We start from the raw sequence: 17,465 nt of genomic DNA, 5'->3' as shown, positions 1-17,465 counted from the left end.
TATGTATATTTTATCTTTTCAGTTATATTTATTCAGATTTATCTGACTTTTCTTCAGTAGTTTCTTCGGTTTGTTGGTCTTCAACTGCTTTTTCAGTTGAATCTTCCTTACTTTCAGTTTTATCTGGTTCAACATCATCTTTTGATGAACCTTTATCCTTAGTTTCTGATTTAGCAGGTTTTTCTTCAGTATCTTCAACTTCAGCAATTTCTTCGGCTGTTTCAACTGCATCTTTTACAGCTTTTTTGACATCTTTAACTACCTTTTCTGCAGATTTTTCTACGTCTTTAGCTACTACTTTAGCAACTTTCTTGACATCTTCAGCTGCTTTTTCTGGAGATTCTTCTACATCTTCAGCTACTACTTTAGCAACTTTCTTGACATCTTCAGCTGCTTTTTCTATAACTTCAACATCCTTTTTAGCAGCCTTTTTAGCAGATTTTTTTATAGTTTCAATGTCTTTTTTAGCTTTTTTCACATCAACAACTTCTTTGACATCTTCAGCTACTTCTTTTGCAGCTTTTTTGACATCTTCTACTGCCTTTTTTGCAGTTTCTTCTACAGCGTCAATGTCTTCAAGAGCAGAATCTTCAGTCTCTAAAGTTCCCATTACCTGATCAACTGATTCTTCTTTTATATCAGGTTTTAATATGTCCACTTTATCTGGAAGAACAACATCTGGGGGCATAATTCTAACATATATACCTAAAACACCCGGTTTAAGTTGAACAGTAGCAAATCCTTCTCTTACAAATCGAGTGGATGGTTCACCACATCTTTTTATGTAACCGTCAGTGAATTTTGCACAAGCTGATCGGGCACCTCTTATTTTACCTGAAATAGTAACTTCAACACCTTGAGCTCCGGCACCCATAATTCTTCTAAGGGCAGTATAAGCAACTCTTCTAAAGTGCATACCTCTTTGCAACATGTTTGCAATTTTATATGCCATTATTTTTGGGTTCAGTTCAGGTACGTCAACTTCTTTAACCTCAACTTGAGGATTTTCAATTCCAAAGTCGGTTTTCAAGTTTTGGGTTATACTGCGGACAGTTTTTCCACCTCTCCCAATAACCATACCTGGACGTTCAGCGTAAACCACTACCATTGTACCTAAGGGAGTTACTTGGATTTCCATTCCACCGTAACCTGCTCTTTCAAGTTCGTTTTCAAGGTATTCATCTATCCTTGTTCTTCTAAGACCTTCAGTGACAAAATCTTTTTCAATCATGTAATCTATGCCTCCCCTAGAATTATCTGAATGTGGGTGGTTGGTGTATTAAAAGGACTTGCTCTCCCGAATGCTCGGGGCGTCCATCCCCTTATAACAAAACCGCGATGGCTGGATATGTGTTTTATTCGGAGACTTTCCGTATCCAATCCTTTGTACTCTGCGTTAGCCTCTGCGTTGATTAAAACATTTAAAATCTGTTTTGCAGCTTTAACAGGGTAGCGACCGCTAGGCCATCCTTCTATACCTCTTTTATGACCTACTTTTTTGTTATGTCTTCTGAATGGTACTGCTTTCTTCATTTGAATAACTTCTTCCAGATACTCTTTGGCATTCTCTATTTTCATGCCCCTGATTTGGTTACATATCTCAACAGCATGTTTTGGTGAAATCTTAAGGGATCTCCCAACGGCTTTTGCTGTTTTTTCTTCGTCACCTGTATAAGCGTATTTAATTTTTGCCATTGTATATTCTCCTTATTTAAGCGGCACAAACATTGATGACCTGGTTGCTCCCATTCCGGGATCTCCGTGTTCCACCCTTTTCCTGGTGAGTGCAAATTCCCCGAAGTAACATCCAATCATTTCGGGCTGTATTTCCACATTCACGAATTCCTTACCATTGTAAATTCCAAAGGTTAGTCCTACCATCTCTGGAAGAATTATCATATCCCTACAATGAGTTTTGATAATCTGTGGTCTTCCACCTTTGTTTTCTTGCTTTTTCAATTTTCTTATTTTTTCCAGTATCTTTTTCTGCCTTGGTAAAAAGCCCTTTTTTAAGGATCTTCTCTGTCTTGCTGGGAACAATTCTATTACATTGTCCAAAGGCATCTGTTGTAATTCTTCTAATGTATAACCGCGATACATAAATTCTTTTCTAGCCAATAATTCACCTCCTATCTTCTCTTCCCTGTTCTTTTAGCAGCTATTGAACCAACTTTTCGTCCTGGTGGTGCGTGTCTTGATATTGTGGTTGGTCTTCCTGGATGCTGTCTGTTTCCTCCACCATGTGGGTGGTCTACAGCATTCATAGCAACCCCTCTAACAGTAACATTCTTTTTACCCTTAGCTTTCATAGCATAATATCTGTTACCTGCTTTGAGGTATGGTTTTTCTTTTCTACCTCCACCTGCTACAACACCGATTGTTGCTCTGCAACGAGGATTAAATGCTTTTAATTCGCCGGATGGCAGTTCAACTACTGCTTTATCCACATCATGAGTGATCAAAGAAGCGTAAGTTCCAGAAGAACGGACAAATTTTCCACCGTCTCCAGGATTTCTTTCAAGATTATATACTGGTGTACCTTCAGGGATTTCAGCTAGTGGTAATGAGTTACCAGAATTTATTGGGGCTGAAATTCCACATATTATATCATCATTAATTTTTATACTTTCTGGTGCTAATATCAATCTTTTTTCACCATTTTCAAATTTGACAAGAGCTACAGGGGCGGTCCTTCCAGGATCGTGCATAATATTTACAACTTTACCCTTCAAACTACCTTCTTTTTCCAAATTATCATATGATCTGTACTCAATTTTTCCTTTGAAACGGTGAGACGCACTTTTATAAGTTGGAGTTCCCCTTCCTCTCCTCTGGGTTTTTAAACGTTTTCCCATTTTATTTCCTCCATAAACATTAATAGACCTACAAAATCAGGCCCTATTAGAATACTCCCATTTTTACTGCTATGTCTTCAGCATTATGTTCTTTAGCCAGTTTTATGTAAGCTAATTTGTTTCCTTTGGAGGTGATTTGAGTATTTACTTTTTCAACTTTTACTGCAAATAAATCCTCAAAAGCTGTTTTTATCTCAGTTTTGTTGGTTTGTCTTAGAACAACAAATGTTAGCTCATTATTCTGGTCAATTAAATTCATACTTTTTTCTGTGACATGCGGTTTAACAATTACTGCATAAGGATCCATATCTACACAACCTTTTAATCATTATTATTGAAATAAGTCACCTAGTTTTTCTATAGCTGATTTAGTAAAAACCGTTAATCTACCGGGGTGAGTACCGGGTGCTAAAAGTTCAGCATTCAAGTTATCTACTACTACAACATCTACGCCAGGATGGTTTCTTGCTCCTAAACTTATTCCCTTGTCTTCACCTACAACTATTAGGGGACCCTTAGGTGATTTGTATTTTCTACCTCTCATTTTACCTTTACCAGAGCGTATTTTTTTACCGTTTTTAGCTCGGACAATATCATCTATTAATCCTAGTTTCTTGAAAATTTCCCTAGTTTCTTTGGTTTTTTTGACTTTAATCAATTCATCATCTACAATTATAGGGAGTTGAGGCACATTTTCAATTTCATGTCCTCTATTTTCAACTAAAGATTGATCGGTAGTAGCTGCTATGGCAGATCTTATAGCGAATCTTCTCTCTTTTCGATTAATTTTTTCATGTAAAACTTTTTCAGGCCGTGGTGGGTGAGCTCTCCTACCGCCTACGGTTTGAGGTGCGAATGCTGCTTTTGATGCTGCTGGATGTCTGCTTCCCTTAATTCTACGCACCATAGCCACTCCACGCCCTGCACCGAAAGATTCGGCAGTGTTACGCTTACCAGCCATAGGATTTGAACCCCATGGTTGGATTCTCGCTGTTTGTGAGGATATAACTGCTCTTTTTATTAGGTCTGGTCTGAATTGCTCACTGAAAATTTCGGGCAAATCAATTTCATCTACGACTTCACCTTCTAATGAATAAACCTTGAACTTCTTCATTTGCATCACTCTTTAACTTAAACGCCTTGTTTTGAAGCTGTGCTGATAAATGATATTTCAGGTGCTTCGCCTTGTTTTCCATTAGGCCTTATAGCTTTTCTTAAGACTATTAACCTCTTTGATGGACCCGGCACTGATCCTTTTATCATAATAAAATCACTTTTTACCAATCCATACTTCACAAATCCGCCTTCGGGATTTACTGCATCAACTTCAGATGATTCTCCTATCTTTAAAATTCTCTTATTATATTCTGTTCTTTTGTGATATCCCATTTGACCAGCTTGTGCTACAGTCCACATGGTTCTAGAAGGAGTCCATGGCCCGATAGAACCTACATGTCGTCCTTTACTGCTTCTTGCAGCTTTTCCATATTGTATTCTAATTCCCCATCTTTTTACTGGTCCCTGGAATCCTTTACCCTTAGTAATAGCAATAGAATCAACATATTCCCCTTCAGAAAAAATATCATTAACAGTTATTTCTTTTCCTAAAATCTCTTGAGCATAGTTAAGTTTGTCATCAACGTTTTTCCCGCCAATTCCAAACTCTAATACTTCAGGTTTCTTTTTGGGGACACTGGTATTCTTAGGATTTGTGTGTATTATTAGTTTTATATCTTCCACAAAATCCATGTTTTCTTTAAGTTTTTCTAAATTAGAATCAGTATTATAGTCTTTAGGTAGACTTATTTTTCTTGATAACTCGTCTGTTAAATTATCTGCTAGAACATCCAACATAGTTTTTAAGCCATTGGTAGTTTTTTCATAGGCTCTTATGCCCATAACCACCATGGGTGGGATTTCAAGAATAGTAACAGGTGTTGCTACTTCCATTCCCTCGGTTGGTGAGTTTTTAACGTTATCTTCCATCATTACGTGGGTCATTCCCACTTTATATCCTGCAAAACCAAGCAGACTCGGTTCTGCATTTTCTGGCCAGGATTTTATTCTAGGCGTCTCCTTGGCCGCTCTTTTTCTAGGACTAAATGCAACTGATCCTTTTTTTGGTTGGTGATGTCTAACCATTTAATTTTACCTCCTTACATATAGCAAATTTCCAATTTTCCTGATTATTCTGCATTTAAGATTAGATTAAACACAGATAAAGTAGCTAAAACCGCTTCTTCCGTCCTTACAGTCTTAGTCCCCTGTTTGGGGACTGTGTTTACATCAATATCCACAATGTTTTGGCCCTGAATTATATCATGTAAGCCTGAATAAGGACCACCAAACAAAATAGCTAGATGTTTGGCTTCTTTTAACTTATGTTTTACTTCATTTAGAATAGAAGTGATGGGCTCCCCAAAACGGGATGTTGAAACCACAACATCAGGTTTTGCTGCCCGAATACTATCATATAAATTTTTATTAGAGGATAATGTATCGTAACCCCAGTAAACGTCAGGTTCATCTGGTTCGATAATTATCTCTTTTGCCAGCTTTGTTATTTTAAAGCTTAATATTTTATTCACACTGAGTTTTTCCTTGCATAAAGCTAATTTTTCGGCTCCAATATCAACAACCGTACCTTTTTTTGTCCTTTTAAGGGTTAAACCTTGTCGATAATCCCCTTGAACCGGCATTTCTTTGGGATGATGAGGAGATCTCAGTGGCGGGAGAATTCCCACGTGTTTTAATTCTTTTTTTATAGGAAATACCTTCTTTCGAAGATATTGGGGTGTATTCATATAATTGAGAATATCACTAATAAACTTTGCCTCTTGGGGGTCTGCATCGTCATTGTAGACCACAATCTTATCAACATTAAAAATTGCTGCAGATCTACCAATAAGTCCTACCTTATAGGTTTTTATTTTTAAATCTTTTGATTCTGCAGTTAAAGAGGCCGGTATGAAAATGGTTAAGTGCTTTATTCCCATCTTCAAATATTTGTTTTAATAGGTTATAAAGCTTGTTGTCCATAACCCTAACTACCTTTTTCTAGAAATATCATTATTCATTGAATATGATATGAATATCACTTACAATATAATTTGCAAGAATAGACATTCAGAGTTTCAGTGGTATCCTAGATTCAAACTTGTAATATGGTAGTTTAAGTCTATAGATTAATCTGTCTAAATAGGTTTGATTAATTTTCTGATTTCTAATATATATAATATGTGGTCGAACCGATTTTTTTAAATTAATTTATGAGATTATAATTTTTCATATCAATTATTCATATATGTGAAGATCAGTATCATCCCCATTATATAATCAATATCAACATATCATCCCCTATTCGTGGAATATAATTTTTATTTAAATACTAAAACTAAAAAAGAACTTTATAATAAATTATAACCTTAAAAAATTATCAAGTGAAACTTATTCATGATTTTATAACCCTAACTACCATTACATTAATATTAATCTTCTCTTTTTCATGAAAATGGTAAATACGAGGTATAACAAATTCATAATAGAATTTATGAGTTAAAAGCCCGCCTAATGAGTTAAAATAGTTATTAACAAATTTTTCTGTCTCTTTTATGTGAAATGAATAAACTGTAGGGGCTATTTCCAAGGCTTTCTGCATAAATAGCCTATCTGCTTTTTTTCGGTGGGCCTTTTGAGCACCAAATGGAGGATTTTGAATTACAGTATCGGCTCTGGATGAGAAGTCTTCAATGTCTGAATGTATAAATTTTACTCTATTTTCAACTCCAAAATGTTCTGCTTCTAATTTGGCAACTCTCAATGCCTCTGAATCAATATCTACACCTAAAGATTCCTTTGCACCTAAAAGTGCAGCTCCGATTGTAAAAATTCCTGTGCCACAGCCAAGATCAATCACTTTTTTTTCTTCAACATCTCCCAGGGCATATGCATTCCATAAAACATCTGCCGCAATTTTAGTTGGAGTAAGATATTGTTCAAATTGAATATTAGGGGATGGATTAGAAGGTATTCTTTGAAGGGCCATTTCTAACTGTTTTTTTCTAGTTATTATTTGTTTCATGTTACTCCCCTATTACTAATTCAACAGTATAATCTGATTATGTACACTTTAGTAAAAGACCCAATAACCTTCTTTTTAAAAAATTTTATTATATAATAATATTATTAGAATTGATATTTTTATAATAAAATGGTTAAGATATGAAAATAAAAAAAGTAAAGGAAGTATATAAAATTTATTAAATATAATAATTGACATAGTTATCCACTGAGAAAGTTTGAATAAATTAGTAACTAATTAAAAAAGATGAATAGATTTAATTTTTTTAATCTAGGGAATATGAATCAAAGAATTAAGTAGATATAAGGAGATACCATGTTTAAGAAAGTATTGGTTGCCAACCGTGGAGAAATTGCAATAAGAGTTATGAGAGCTTGCAGGGAACTAGATATTAAAAGTATTGCAGTTTATTCAGATGCTGATAAAAACTCACTTTTTGCCAAGTATGCTGATGAAGCATATAATATTGGAGGATCTGCTCCATCTCAGAGTTACCTGAATATTGAAAAAATAGTCCAGGTAGCTGAAGCTAATGGGGCAGAAGCAATACATCCAGGATACGGATTTTTAGCTGAAAATTCTAATTTAGGAAAGGAATGTGAGAAACATGGTATGAAATTGATAGGACCCGAACCCAAAGTAATAGAAGCCATGGGAGATAAAATAACCTCTAAAAAGCTTATGAGAAAAGCAAACGTCCCGGTAATTCCAGGTACAGATAAGGGAATTACTAAAATTGATGAAGCAATTAAAATTGCAGAATCTATTGGATATCCAGTTATAGTTAAGGCTTCTGCCGGTGGTGGTGGAATAGGTATGCGGACAGTTTATGAGGAAGATGAACTGATAAGAGCTATTGAATCTACACAATCCGTGGCCAAATCTGCTTTTGGAGATTCTACAGTTTACATAGAGAAATATTTAGAAGAACCAAGACATATAGAGTTCCAGATCTTAGCTGATGAACATGGCAATACCATCCATGTAGCTGATCGTGAATGCTCTATTCAAAGAAGACATCAAAAACTCATAGAAGAAGCTCCTTCACCCATTATGACTGATGAATTAAGAAAACAGATGGGATCAGCTGCAATTAAAGCAGCCACACATATTGGATATACTAATGCAGGGACTGTAGAATTCTTGTATTCAAATGGAGATTTCTACTTTTTAGAGATGAACACCCGTATTCAAGTGGAACATCCTATTACTGAGGTAATAACCGGCGTTGATCTGGTTAAAGAACAATTGAGAATAGCTTCTAATAACGAATTATGCTGTAAACAGGAAGAAATACAGGTAAGAGGTCATGCCATTGAATGTCGTATAAATGCAGAAGATCCACTTTCAGATTTTGCTCCAAATCCAGGAAAAATCACTGGTTACCGGTCGCCGGGAGGCAATGGAATACGAGTTGACAGTGGGGTTTATATGAATTATGTAATACCTTCTTTTTATGATTCAATGATCTCCAAACTTATTGTATGGGCCAGAACCCGGGACGACGCCATTGCCCGGATGCAGAGAGCTTTAAGAGAATATATTATACTTGGAGTTAAAACCACTATACCTTTCCATAAGGCTATAATGAAGAATGAAAACTTTAGAGAAGCCAGGTTACATACTCATTTTGTAGATGAACACAAGAACGGTATAATGGATGATATGCAAAAAGTTCTTTATGAGGATAAAGAAATAGAAGCAAGGTTAAAATCCACTTTTTTACCTAATAAAAAAATTGCAGCAATATCTGCTGCCGTAAACAATTATATGGCCCATTCAATATCTCAAAAAAGGGCTGAATAAGGGGGATTAAAATGAGATTAAACGAATTGGTTTTAGATTTTTTCTATGAAAAAAAGGGGAAATATATCCCTGCATCCAAGATTGCTTCTGATTTAGATATTTCAGAACCAGAATTAATAGAAATTATCCAATCACTGGAAGATCAGGAATATAAAATAGCCTTCTCTGAGGGACAGGGATACAAAATTGAAGAAACTCCTAATCTATTGCTTCCTTATGAAATAAAAAGAAATTTAAACACTGATTTCATTGGAAAAAAGATCTATTATTACCAAGAAGTTGACTCAACCAACGACTTAGCTAAAGAATTGGCAGAAAATGGTGCTGAGGATGGAACATTAATCATTGCACAAACCCAGAGAAGAGGTAAGGGAAGACATGGCAAAAAATGGATATCTCCCAGTGGAGGGATTTGGATGACTATAATATTAAGGCCTACCATATCCCCTGAAAAAGCTCCCCTATTAACCCTGGTTACTGGAGTTGCAGTTGCTGAAACTATAAAAGAACAAACTGGATTGGATGTTAAAATTAAATGGCCCAATGACATATTAATTGATGAAAAAAAGGTCTGCGGAATTCTCACAGAAGCACATGCCAGATATAATACTTTAGACTACGTAATTATTGGAATTGGCATCGATGCCAACGTAGATATTGAACTTTTCCCTCAAGAGTTAAGAAACGATGCAACATCAATAAAACAAGAATTAAAAAGGGAAATATCTTATGTGGAACTTGTTCAAAGATTTTTAGAAAAATTCGAAGACTTTTACTTTGAATTTAATGAGGATAAATTCCCAGAAATACTTAGAAAATGGCGAAAGTATTCTAAAACCATTGGAAGCTATGTAGAAGTGCATAAAAAACTAGGAAAAGTTGTAAGAGGCGAAGCTGTTGGTATTAACAAAAAAGGTGCACTTATTTTAGAATTAGATGATGGTAATTTAAGAAAGGTATTCTCAGGGGAGTGCATACACCTAAATTAAATTACAGTTTTTTTTCTTTCTTGATAAAAAAAATTTGAATTGAAGATCATTTCACACTTATTATGGCCGGCTCTCCTAATTTACCCTGAATTTGAAATTTCTTATCCATTATTTTTTCTGCAACATAAATATTAGTTGTAGTATGCTGGGTTAGCTCACATGTTTTAATTTTAGAATGACCAGAAGCGGCCATATATGGAATTATCTGGTCACCCATATACTTATCTAGCGGTGCTTTTTTGGATATATGGTATATGAGTTCATTTGCAGCATTTTTTCCTACAATTTCAGCACGTTTTCCAGGTTTTCCAATAGCACTTCCACCAATGGGATTATTTCCGCTGGTCCATAAAACTATACCTGATCCCGGCCCTAAACTATCGGATTTACACTGGATTTCAATGTCTACATCATAACCACATTTTTCAAGGATTTTTTCAGCGGCATGGGCTTGCCTTGTTGCAACATGATCTGGGAGTTTGCTGCAATGTGAAATTCCTTTTATACTATCTATCTCTATATAGGTTAGATTCAAATGTTTTAATTGTTTTAAAGGATTTATTACTGCTTTAATTATCCCGCCGCCCCGTGGATAATATCCTCTTTTAATTAAATCGACTTTGACATCGTATCCTAATAATCTTAGCAGAGGCAGTGTTACATTTTTGAAATAATCAATAGATGGTGACCATCTCACATCTGTTCCTCCCCTAATCTCTAATTTTACAGTAGAATCTGCAAACATGGAAGGTATCATTAATGATTGGAGGACCAGGGTAATGCTACCTGCCGTTTTTATATCAATCTGGTAAGTTCCTCCAGATATGGTACTGGGATTAAAATAAATTTCTTCAGAGCCTATATTTAGACCAGAACAATATGCGCCAGTCAAATTTGACAGAGCTTTGATGGCTGTAAGATGCTGGGGTGCTAACCCTTTTTTTGGACGGTTAGCACGGATATTTTTTATATGTATTGATTGGCCCTTTAGAGCAGATAAAGCAGTCGCAGTTCGTATAATAGCACCGCCACCCTCACCATATGAACCATCAATGATTATCATCATTTAAACCAGTAAAATATTTTGATAAAAATATGTTTGAAAACTATAAAAAGAATGTAGAATAGTTTTTAATGTTTTGATGGATTCAGAAAATCCTCAATTAAATAGATATGATTTACATGCATCTAAATCATTTATTGTATCTGTGAGGACCTTAAATGTGTCTGTAAATGCTTTTACAATAAAATCCGTGGTTATTTTTACCGCGTCTTTGGATGCCAGATCAATTCGTATGGTAGCAGAAGCCCCCGGCATCCCTACTGCGGGTATAGTTATTATATGATGATTTTTTAAAAGTATCATGGCAAATATAAATGAAACCTCCTGGGATGAGAGAACTGTTTTATGACCGTTGATTTTCAATTCGTTGATTAAACCCTCAGCAGATAACATTATACCGGTTGGCGTTTTTTTAACATTTTTAAAATGTTGATTTAGTGCGTTATATGTCTCATTTTTCTTTTTATTTGCATCAAAAATTCTATCCGGAGTGAATTTCTCTAATGTCCTTACCATACCTGCAATAACTGGTGGTTGTGCCTCTAAACCGAATTCATATGATTTAGATTTTATTTTATCAATAAATTTAGCTTTTCCAGCCATTAATCCTCCCCTAGGACCTTCTATTAATTTATCCGTACTTTTAATAACCAGATCTGCACCTAAATCCATAGCCTTTGGTTGCTTATGAATAATGGTCCTTAAACTAGCTCCAGAAGCATCGTCCACAAATATGGGTACATTTTTTGATTTGGAAATCTCAACTACCTTATCAAATTCTTCACTTTTAATGATATCATGATCCATAGTTGATCCAGTTATAATAACCAGACTGGTGTCGTCAGTGACTCTGAAATTATCAATGTTATCAAATTCTGTGTAAACCGCCCCTACAACAGCAGCACTTCGGGGGATAGAAGGATGGGATGGAGATTTGGGAAGAAAATGAACGATCTCTTCACCAGGCTTAACAAGAGTTAAGATAGTGGCAAAAATGCCTGATGTTGTCCGATTAAAGGCTAAAACTTTTTCTCCACCTAAGTGTTCAATTCCTAATTTGGTCAATTGTTCTTCAAATAAAGCCGGCCCTGCATAGGTTTCAATCAACCCCAAATCTTCATCTTCAAGGGGGAAACCTCCAGATAATCCAGTTAAATCATAAAGACCTGCTTTTCCTTCTTTATTTAAAATGGAACCAATGATTCTTAGTGCATTGTCCCTCCTTTTTACTTCATCAGAACTTGAATCAATTAGCATTTTCGTCTTCCTTTTTAGTAGTGGATTGTTCGTCTTTATTGTTTTCTGGCTTAAGGATAATAGCATCATCTGCAGAATTCTGAAGAGCCGCACTAAATCCGGGTTCAGCACCAATTACAATCGTATCTTTTCCATTTTCCTTTGCTTTATTGATAATTGGTAAAAAATCAGCATCACGAGTCATGAGAGCTATTACATCAATATTCGGGTTGTAAATTAGTTCCATGGCCTCAACTGCCATGTAAACATCTGTATCTCCCGCCACAACTATGGGTGTAAATCCCTGATTTACTATGGCCTCTATAAGCTTATCAGATGCATATTGGTTGAGTAAAACCTTACCCACCCTCATATCACCATATTCTGCCATTATTTTTCTTACAAGATCAAGATTAAGGCTGAACTCTTTTCTTAACATATTAGGCCCATCTACCAAAAGACCTATATTCTTGCCTCCAGATTCTTTTCGTTTTAATGGAATATAATCTTTTAAAGAGGTCAATTTTTCAAAACTGCGCATTTTTTTCCTCCAATGTAATAAGTATAATTCTTAATAATAAAATTTATATCTATATTAATATTTTCTAAGATTTGTGTATTTAATAATTATCCAATATATGATATGTTTGATTGTAGATTTATGACTTTTCATAATACAGGATATTCCTAAACAAAATTTTCACAACACTTCCTTGTAATTATTTTACCATTAAAAGGTATCTCGCTTCCGATATATATAATTTGAAGCATTAAATTAAGTCATGAAAAAAAGGAATAATTTTATTTAAATAATTCCCTTAAAATTAATTATTCTTTAATAACAGCTACCTTTTTTGATTTCGTAGTAATAAGGGACAACTGAATAGAAACCAAACCTAATACTAAATAGAATAACAAAAAGATTAAAATAAAAAAAATTTGTATTAAAATTATTTAATTAATTTAATTTTTTCATGTTGAAATTATTTCATTCTATTTCAAGGGAAAATTCATCTTGGAACAGGTCTTTAACTATTTGAAGATCTGAATCCGTAAGCGCAGTTAGGGCCACTTCTTGACCTTCCCTAAGGTAATATTCTGCATCCACTATTTTGCCAGAATCATTCATATACAAAAAAAGCCCGTCCACAGAATTTTCTGGATTATCTGATGGTAAAAAAATTTCAAGCCTCACCAGGATCTCAGAACCACAAATACTATCATATAATTCATTTTTTTGTTTTTCACTCTTTAAGGCTTTTTTGAACTGTTTTATCCTTGAATCCAAATTTTTCTTGAAGTTTTCCGAATATTTATCTTTATTTTGCGCCATAATACCACTGTAACTGTTTTATTCTTTTATTTTCATTTATTTTTAATAAAAATAATTATAACTTAAATATTTTACTAAAAAAATTCTTATGAATCACAACTAAAATATCTTACTAAAAAATTCTAATTTAATATATTTAAATAGCTATCTGATTTACCAAATAATAACCTGGAAATAATACCTACAATTATATCAATCAAATAATAATTTAGATGGATTTAAACTGCACATAGTGAAAATTTCATCCTCCGATATGGTATTTTCTATCATTGAATTTACAAACAGCATCATACCGGTGGTAGGTTTAGGATTATGTTCTTGACCAAAATCCGTGGCCATTATACATTTTTTATATCCTACTTCTCTAATTGAATCAGCTATTATTTGGGGATTGATATTATCGTGTTTCTCCATACAAGCTACAAAACAGTGTTCTAAAAAGGCATATTTAGCCATTTCTATTTGTTCGTCAATTGAAGCACCAACAACTCTAGTTAAAGGGTGATTTATTAATATCTTCCATATTCCAAAGCTCCGGGCCGTGTCAATTACTTTAAATGTGTCATCTACATTTAAATGCCCAGTTGCCAGGATCATTTTATTCTGGGCAATGATGTGCAGAATATCTTCCATCTCATCATTATCAATACTTATTTCAGGATAGGATGTGGTGGGAAGCCAAACAATTTTCCCCCCCATTTCAGCAGTTTTTTTAACTGCATACGAATTTAATCCGCCTACATTTTTATTTAAACATATTCCACCAAAAACATTGAAACCTGAACTGATGCTTGCCAGTTTAGCCCGGCCCACAGTTGATTCTGCATGTGATTTTATTATGATAGCCTTCATTTTTTCATTTTTAGAATCTAAAGCCGCTTCAATATCGTTTAATAATCTTGGCCGTGTATCTGGAGCAGTGTGGATATGGGTGTCAACAAATCCTTGAAGTGGATTTATCTTTTTTGACTTTTTCATATAAATTTTCTCCATGAGCATCCATAGACACTATTAAAGGTCCGAAATCCTTAACTTCCAGTTCCCAAATTGCTTCAGGGACTCCTAAATCAATCCAGTGGACATTTTTAACTTTTACGATTGATTTTGAATATAGAGCAGCACACCCCCCAACAGCAGATAAATATACTGCATTATGTTTCACCAGTGCTTCAGAAGTATTTTCGTCCATTCCTCCTTTTCCAATAACAGCACTTAAACCTAATGCAATAACTTCTGGTTTATATGGATTCATCCGTGTACTGGTAGTAGGTCCAACCGCTACCATTTTAAAATCTTCAATTTCATCACTGCCTTCTGATTTCCCGGTTTTTTTTACAATAGGACCTGCATGAAATATTACTGCTCCTTCTAGATCAACAGGCGGGCCTTCCTTGATAATTCTTAAATGAGCACTGTCCCTGGCTGTGTAAATTATGCCAGAAAGGTATACTACATCTCCAATTTTTAAATTTTGAATGGTACTATCTTTAATTGGTGTTTGAAGTTTTAATTCCATAAAAATCATCCCTTAGTATTATATTAAATATTCTTTGCAGATTTTCAAGGCCAAGTTTTATTTAGATGAATCCCTAAAATGATTATGTTCTAGTGCACTACCATATCATAAAATGACAATATTCAACTAGAATAGCATATATGATTAAATAATATATTGGAACCCATATGATAATTTAATTTCTAGAAATATTTTTATTGTAATACATATATTCTTAGTTAGATAATATATTTCAGATTCAATTAGTTTAATTGGTGTCAAGTTATGTCCAGTGTTAAAAATGTGACCGGTCTTTCAAAGTATATGGTGAGCCTTCCCCGTACTAAAACTTCGTTATTCAGCATCATATTCGTTAGTTTCCTAGTGGGGATAACTGCTTCATTGATAGAATCAAGTGAATTATCTATTCTTTATAATGTAATATATGGAGGAACAGCGGGATTTTTTATTTTTGGTTTTTCTTCTATAATGACAGGTGGTTTAACCCAGTATCTTGTTAACAGTTTTAAGGGTCGGAAAATGAAAATGAAACAATCCATGTTTCTGGCCTTTATCTCCATGATGATCATCGCCATTATATATTTAGTTGGAGTTGTGATTTCAGAATTTACATTATATAATTATATCATAGATGCCTTGATTTTTGGTTTTGCTCTTGCTTTTGCATTTCGGATAATTGTTATATGGGCCACTTCTAATATTTCCCTTTTGAAATCCATATTTCTGGCATCATTTCAACCCGCGCTTATATTTAGTATGTTGATTGTAATTGCATTTTTAACCAGCATAGCCACTCATATTGGACTTGGATATTTCAGTGTTCTTGGCGTGGTTATCAAAATTATTATAGCCGCCTTGATCTTGATGATGGCTATATACTCCTTTGTCATGATAATAGAATCACCAATGCGTAAAAATTTGGGTATCGGTGTATTAGAATTTTTAAGCCTTTTTATTTCACATTTAAGTGAGGGATCTTCGTCAATGGAAAAGGTTTTTGAAGATATTGGAGAACCAATAGACACACTTGTAGGGATAACCAGTTTCAAAACCAATGACGGGATTAAATCCCTATTTTTATCACCATGCGTCCACCCAGGACCTATCGGAAATATTGGTGGCGGTAACATGCCCACCATTCTTGCCCAGAAGTTCAACTTCTTTACCATGGTCAGCCACGGCCCCTCAACTCATGATTTTAATCCAGTTTCCACCAGAGAAATTGATAAAATTGAAAAAGTTATTTCAAAATCTCTCGAAGATATGGATTATTCTTCCACCGCCAGTGAATTTTTGAGAATAGAGAATAATGGTGCTAAAATAGGGGCACAATACTTTAACAATAATCTTATGATGTTAGCCACTTTATCTCCTAAAGGATTTGACGATATTGATTTTGGAGTGGGCCTGGCCCTTATGAATCTGGCCAAATCAAGCTGCGGCGCTGAAGAAGCCATCTTAATTGACTGCCATAACTGTTTCAAAGGAGAAAAAGGACGAATACTACCAGGTAATAAAGAGGTATTTGATCTTATGGAGGCTGTTGGAAAAATTGATGCTCCTAAACAATATAATGAGATAATTATGGGTTGTGCTGGAGATAATATTGAAAATATGTCTAAAGAAGAAGGGGTTGGAGAAAGCGGAGTGAAAGTAATGATTATAGAGGTTAACCATCAGAAAACTGCTTACATTCTTCTAGATGCTAATAATATGGTGGAAGGTTTCAGAGAAAGAATAATTAACCATGTTAAAAAATTAGGATTAGACTATGCAGAAGTTATGACCACTGACACCCATTTTGTAAACACTTTAGCTGGCGGCCACAATCCAATCGGAATGAAAAACCAGGACAAAATACTTGATGTTATTAGCGAATGCGTCCTAGAATCACTGAAAGATCTGGAAAAAGTTGAAGTAGCTGTTAAAGTAGCCAAAATTGAGGATATAAAAACACTGGGTCCCACCAACGCCACAGAATTGGTTACAACAATAAGTTCTATTGTGGCAGTTAGCAGGATATTTGCCCCTTTTATTTTCATACTGGCTCTTTTCTTTGTATTTATTTGGATATTTTACTGGGCATTTTAATGATTTAAAATATTCAAATTCAAAGATTAGATTCCATAATTAAGATATTAACTGAAAAAGTAATATAAAAAAAAGGTTTAGAATTAAATTAATAAAAAAAAGGAATGAAAGAGTTATAAGTTAATAAATATGGTCCATGAAATAAACCATACGAATACGAATGGAACAATTCCACTCCACAACCAACCCTTGGTTCCACCAACTTCTTCCTTTCCAAAGATTCTTTCTGAAAGATTACCTACAATAATTAAAATAACAACCCCTGCTAATGCCGCTAATGCCTGATTTTGACCTATTGCAGGTATTGATCCATTTGAAAGCATGAATGACACATAAGCCGCCAATATTGCTGCCACAGCATGAATAATGGCCATTTTTCCATCTACATCCATATTTTTACCTCCGATTATATTATTATCACCATTATAACTAATATAATATACACTAAATTATAGATTTTAGAATTTAATATTATATCCAGTTAAATTTATCATG

Annotated in this window: 19 protein-coding genes; 3 read left to right on the top strand and 16 right to left on the bottom strand. The window is 34.4% G+C overall.

The window, feature by feature from the left end; all coding sequences use genetic code 11:
- Nucleotides 1–28 precede the first annotated feature (28 nt).
- The 9 genes from CIT01_08710 to CIT01_08670 all read right to left on the bottom strand — a co-directional run bounded on the left by CIT01_08710 (nt 29) and on the right by CIT01_08670 (nt 6,936).
- Complete coding sequence (locus CIT01_08710; protein AXV38274.1) at nt 29–1,231, bottom strand: 30S ribosomal protein S3; 1,203 nt, start codon at nt 1,229–1,231, stop codon at nt 29–31.
- 5 nt (nt 1,232–1,236) lie between these two features.
- Nucleotides 1,237–1,695, bottom strand: coding sequence for a 50S ribosomal protein L22 (locus CIT01_08705; GenBank protein AXV38273.1), 459 nt, complete (start codon nt 1,693–1,695; stop codon nt 1,237–1,239).
- 12 nt (nt 1,696–1,707) lie between these two features.
- Nucleotides 1,708–2,118: a 30S ribosomal protein S19 gene (gene rpsS / locus CIT01_08700; protein AXV38272.1), complete on the bottom strand. Its 411-nt coding sequence runs from the start codon at nt 2,116–2,118 to the stop codon at nt 1,708–1,710.
- Nucleotides 2,119–2,129: 11 nt separating this feature from the next.
- A complete protein-coding gene (locus tag CIT01_08695) occupies nt 2,130–2,855 on the bottom strand; it encodes a 50S ribosomal protein L2 (GenBank protein AXV38271.1) in 726 nt (241 codons plus the stop codon).
- Nucleotides 2,856–2,901: 46 nt separating this feature from the next.
- Nucleotides 2,902–3,162, bottom strand: a complete 261-nt coding sequence (locus tag CIT01_08690) for a 50S ribosomal protein L23 (GenBank protein ID AXV38270.1) — start codon at nt 3,160–3,162, stop codon at nt 2,902–2,904.
- A 24-nt stretch (nt 3,163–3,186) separates the two neighbouring features.
- Nucleotides 3,187–3,969, bottom strand: a complete 783-nt coding sequence (locus CIT01_08685; protein ID AXV38269.1) for a 50S ribosomal protein L4 — start codon at nt 3,967–3,969, stop codon at nt 3,187–3,189.
- A 17-nt stretch (nt 3,970–3,986) separates the two neighbouring features.
- On the bottom strand, nt 3,987–4,997 hold the full coding sequence (gene rpl3p / locus CIT01_08680) for a 50S ribosomal protein L3 (protein AXV38268.1): 1,011 nt from the start codon (nt 4,995–4,997) through the stop codon (nt 3,987–3,989).
- A 44-nt stretch (nt 4,998–5,041) separates the two neighbouring features.
- Entirely contained in the window at nt 5,042–5,851 is an 810-nt protein-coding gene (locus tag CIT01_08675) for an RNA-binding protein (GenBank protein ID AXV38772.1), read from the bottom strand.
- A gap of 455 nt (nt 5,852–6,306) precedes the next feature.
- On the bottom strand, nt 6,307–6,936 hold the full coding sequence (locus CIT01_08670; protein AXV38267.1) for an RNA methyltransferase: 630 nt from the start codon (nt 6,934–6,936) through the stop codon (nt 6,307–6,309).
- 315 nt (nt 6,937–7,251) lie between these two features.
- Between CIT01_08670 and accC the strand changes: the two genes are divergently transcribed.
- Both accC and CIT01_08660 read left to right on the top strand, forming a co-directional pair.
- Nucleotides 7,252–8,742 (top strand): acetyl-CoA carboxylase biotin carboxylase subunit, encoded by a 1,491-nt coding sequence (accC, locus tag CIT01_08665; GenBank protein AXV38266.1) that lies wholly within the window; start codon nt 7,252–7,254, stop codon nt 8,740–8,742.
- Between the two features lie 11 nt (nt 8,743–8,753).
- Entirely contained in the window at nt 8,754–9,731 is a 978-nt protein-coding gene (locus tag CIT01_08660) for a biotin--[acetyl-CoA-carboxylase] ligase (protein ID AXV38265.1), read from the top strand.
- Nucleotides 9,732–9,777: 46 nt separating this feature from the next.
- Here CIT01_08660 and CIT01_08655 read toward each other — a convergent pair whose 3' ends face one another.
- The 6 genes from CIT01_08655 to CIT01_08630 all read right to left on the bottom strand — a co-directional run bounded on the left by CIT01_08655 (nt 9,778) and on the right by CIT01_08630 (nt 14,879).
- Nucleotides 9,778–10,794: an RNA 3'-phosphate cyclase gene (locus tag CIT01_08655; protein ID AXV38771.1), complete on the bottom strand. Its 1,017-nt coding sequence runs from the start codon at nt 10,792–10,794 to the stop codon at nt 9,778–9,780.
- Nucleotides 10,795–10,890: 96 nt separating this feature from the next.
- Nucleotides 10,891–12,051, bottom strand: coding sequence for a TIGR03576 family pyridoxal phosphate-dependent enzyme (locus tag CIT01_08650; GenBank protein ID AXV38264.1), 1,161 nt, complete (start codon nt 12,049–12,051; stop codon nt 10,891–10,893).
- Nucleotides 12,041–12,571, bottom strand: a complete 531-nt coding sequence (locus tag CIT01_08645) for a TIGR00288 family protein (GenBank protein AXV38263.1) — start codon at nt 12,569–12,571, stop codon at nt 12,041–12,043. The genes CIT01_08650 and CIT01_08645 overlap by 11 nt, the downstream gene beginning before the upstream one ends.
- Nucleotides 12,572–13,018: 447 nt before the next feature.
- Nucleotides 13,019–13,363: a hypothetical protein gene (locus tag CIT01_08640; GenBank protein ID AXV38262.1), complete on the bottom strand. Its 345-nt coding sequence runs from the start codon at nt 13,361–13,363 to the stop codon at nt 13,019–13,021.
- A 192-nt stretch (nt 13,364–13,555) separates the two neighbouring features.
- The gene (locus CIT01_08635; protein ID AXV38261.1) at nt 13,556–14,341 is read right to left on the bottom strand and encodes a hypothetical protein; all 786 of its coding nucleotides are present in this window, start codon (nt 14,339–14,341) and stop codon (nt 13,556–13,558) included.
- Entirely contained in the window at nt 14,298–14,879 is a 582-nt protein-coding gene (locus CIT01_08630; GenBank protein ID AXV38260.1) for a fumarate hydratase, read from the bottom strand. Before CIT01_08630 ends, CIT01_08635 begins: the two co-directional genes overlap by 44 nt.
- A 264-nt stretch (nt 14,880–15,143) precedes the next feature.
- Between CIT01_08630 and CIT01_08625 the strand changes: the two genes are divergently transcribed.
- Nucleotides 15,144–16,970: a hypothetical protein gene (locus CIT01_08625; protein ID AXV38259.1), complete on the top strand. Its 1,827-nt coding sequence runs from the start codon at nt 15,144–15,146 to the stop codon at nt 16,968–16,970.
- A 113-nt stretch (nt 16,971–17,083) separates the two neighbouring features.
- On the opposite strand, the gene CIT01_08620 is transcribed toward CIT01_08625, so the two are convergent.
- Entirely contained in the window at nt 17,084–17,362 is a 279-nt protein-coding gene (locus CIT01_08620; GenBank protein ID AXV38258.1) for a hypothetical protein, read from the bottom strand.
- Nucleotides 17,363–17,465: the final 103 nt, after the last annotated feature.

Source organism: Methanobacterium sp. BRmetb2 (genome assembly GCA_003491285.1).
Classification (GTDB): domain Archaea; phylum Methanobacteriota; class Methanobacteria; order Methanobacteriales; family Methanobacteriaceae; genus UBA117.
This window is presented reverse-complemented; position numbering and strand designations above follow the sequence as displayed.

What these genes read in the sequence shown, in the direction of transcription:
- CIT01_08710 (AXV38274.1), bottom strand. Translation starts at nt 1,231, where the DNA reads ATGATTGAAAAAGATTTTGTCACTGAAGGTCTTAGAAGAACAAGGATA.
- CIT01_08705 (AXV38273.1), bottom strand. Translation starts at nt 1,695, where the DNA reads ATGGCAAAAATTAAATACGCTTATACAGGTGACGAAGAAAAAACAGCA.
- CIT01_08695 (AXV38271.1), bottom strand. Translation starts at nt 2,855, where the DNA reads ATGGGAAAACGTTTAAAAACCCAGAGGAGAGGAAGGGGAACTCCAACT.
- CIT01_08690 (AXV38270.1), bottom strand. Translation starts at nt 3,162, where the DNA reads ATGGATCCTTATGCAGTAATTGTTAAACCGCATGTCACAGAAAAAAGT.
- CIT01_08685 (AXV38269.1), bottom strand. Translation starts at nt 3,969, where the DNA reads ATGAAGAAGTTCAAGGTTTATTCATTAGAAGGTGAAGTCGTAGATGAA.
- rpl3p (AXV38268.1), bottom strand. Translation starts at nt 4,997, where the DNA reads ATGGTTAGACATCACCAACCAAAAAAAGGATCAGTTGCATTTAGTCCT.
- CIT01_08675 (AXV38772.1), bottom strand. Translation starts at nt 5,851, where the DNA reads ATGGGAATAAAGCACTTAACCATTTTCATACCGGCCTCTTTAACTGCA.
- CIT01_08670 (AXV38267.1), bottom strand. Translation starts at nt 6,936, where the DNA reads ATGAAACAAATAATAACTAGAAAAAAACAGTTAGAAATGGCCCTTCAA.
- accC (AXV38266.1), top strand. Translation starts at nt 7,252, where the DNA reads ATGTTTAAGAAAGTATTGGTTGCCAACCGTGGAGAAATTGCAATAAGA.
- CIT01_08660 (AXV38265.1), top strand. Translation starts at nt 8,754, where the DNA reads ATGAGATTAAACGAATTGGTTTTAGATTTTTTCTATGAAAAAAAGGGG.
- CIT01_08655 (AXV38771.1), bottom strand. Translation starts at nt 10,794, where the DNA reads ATGATAATCATTGATGGTTCATATGGTGAGGGTGGCGGTGCTATTATA.
- CIT01_08650 (AXV38264.1), bottom strand. Translation starts at nt 12,051, where the DNA reads ATGCTAATTGATTCAAGTTCTGATGAAGTAAAAAGGAGGGACAATGCA.
- CIT01_08645 (AXV38263.1), bottom strand. Translation starts at nt 12,571, where the DNA reads ATGCGCAGTTTTGAAAAATTGACCTCTTTAAAAGATTATATTCCATTA.
- CIT01_08640 (AXV38262.1), bottom strand. Translation starts at nt 13,363, where the DNA reads ATGGCGCAAAATAAAGATAAATATTCGGAAAACTTCAAGAAAAATTTG.
- CIT01_08635 (AXV38261.1), bottom strand. Translation starts at nt 14,341, where the DNA reads ATGAAAAAGTCAAAAAAGATAAATCCACTTCAAGGATTTGTTGACACC.
- CIT01_08630 (AXV38260.1), bottom strand. Translation starts at nt 14,879, where the DNA reads ATGGAATTAAAACTTCAAACACCAATTAAAGATAGTACCATTCAAAAT.
- CIT01_08625 (AXV38259.1), top strand. Translation starts at nt 15,144, where the DNA reads ATGTCCAGTGTTAAAAATGTGACCGGTCTTTCAAAGTATATGGTGAGC.
- CIT01_08620 (AXV38258.1), bottom strand. Translation starts at nt 17,362, where the DNA reads ATGGATGTAGATGGAAAAATGGCCATTATTCATGCTGTGGCAGCAATA.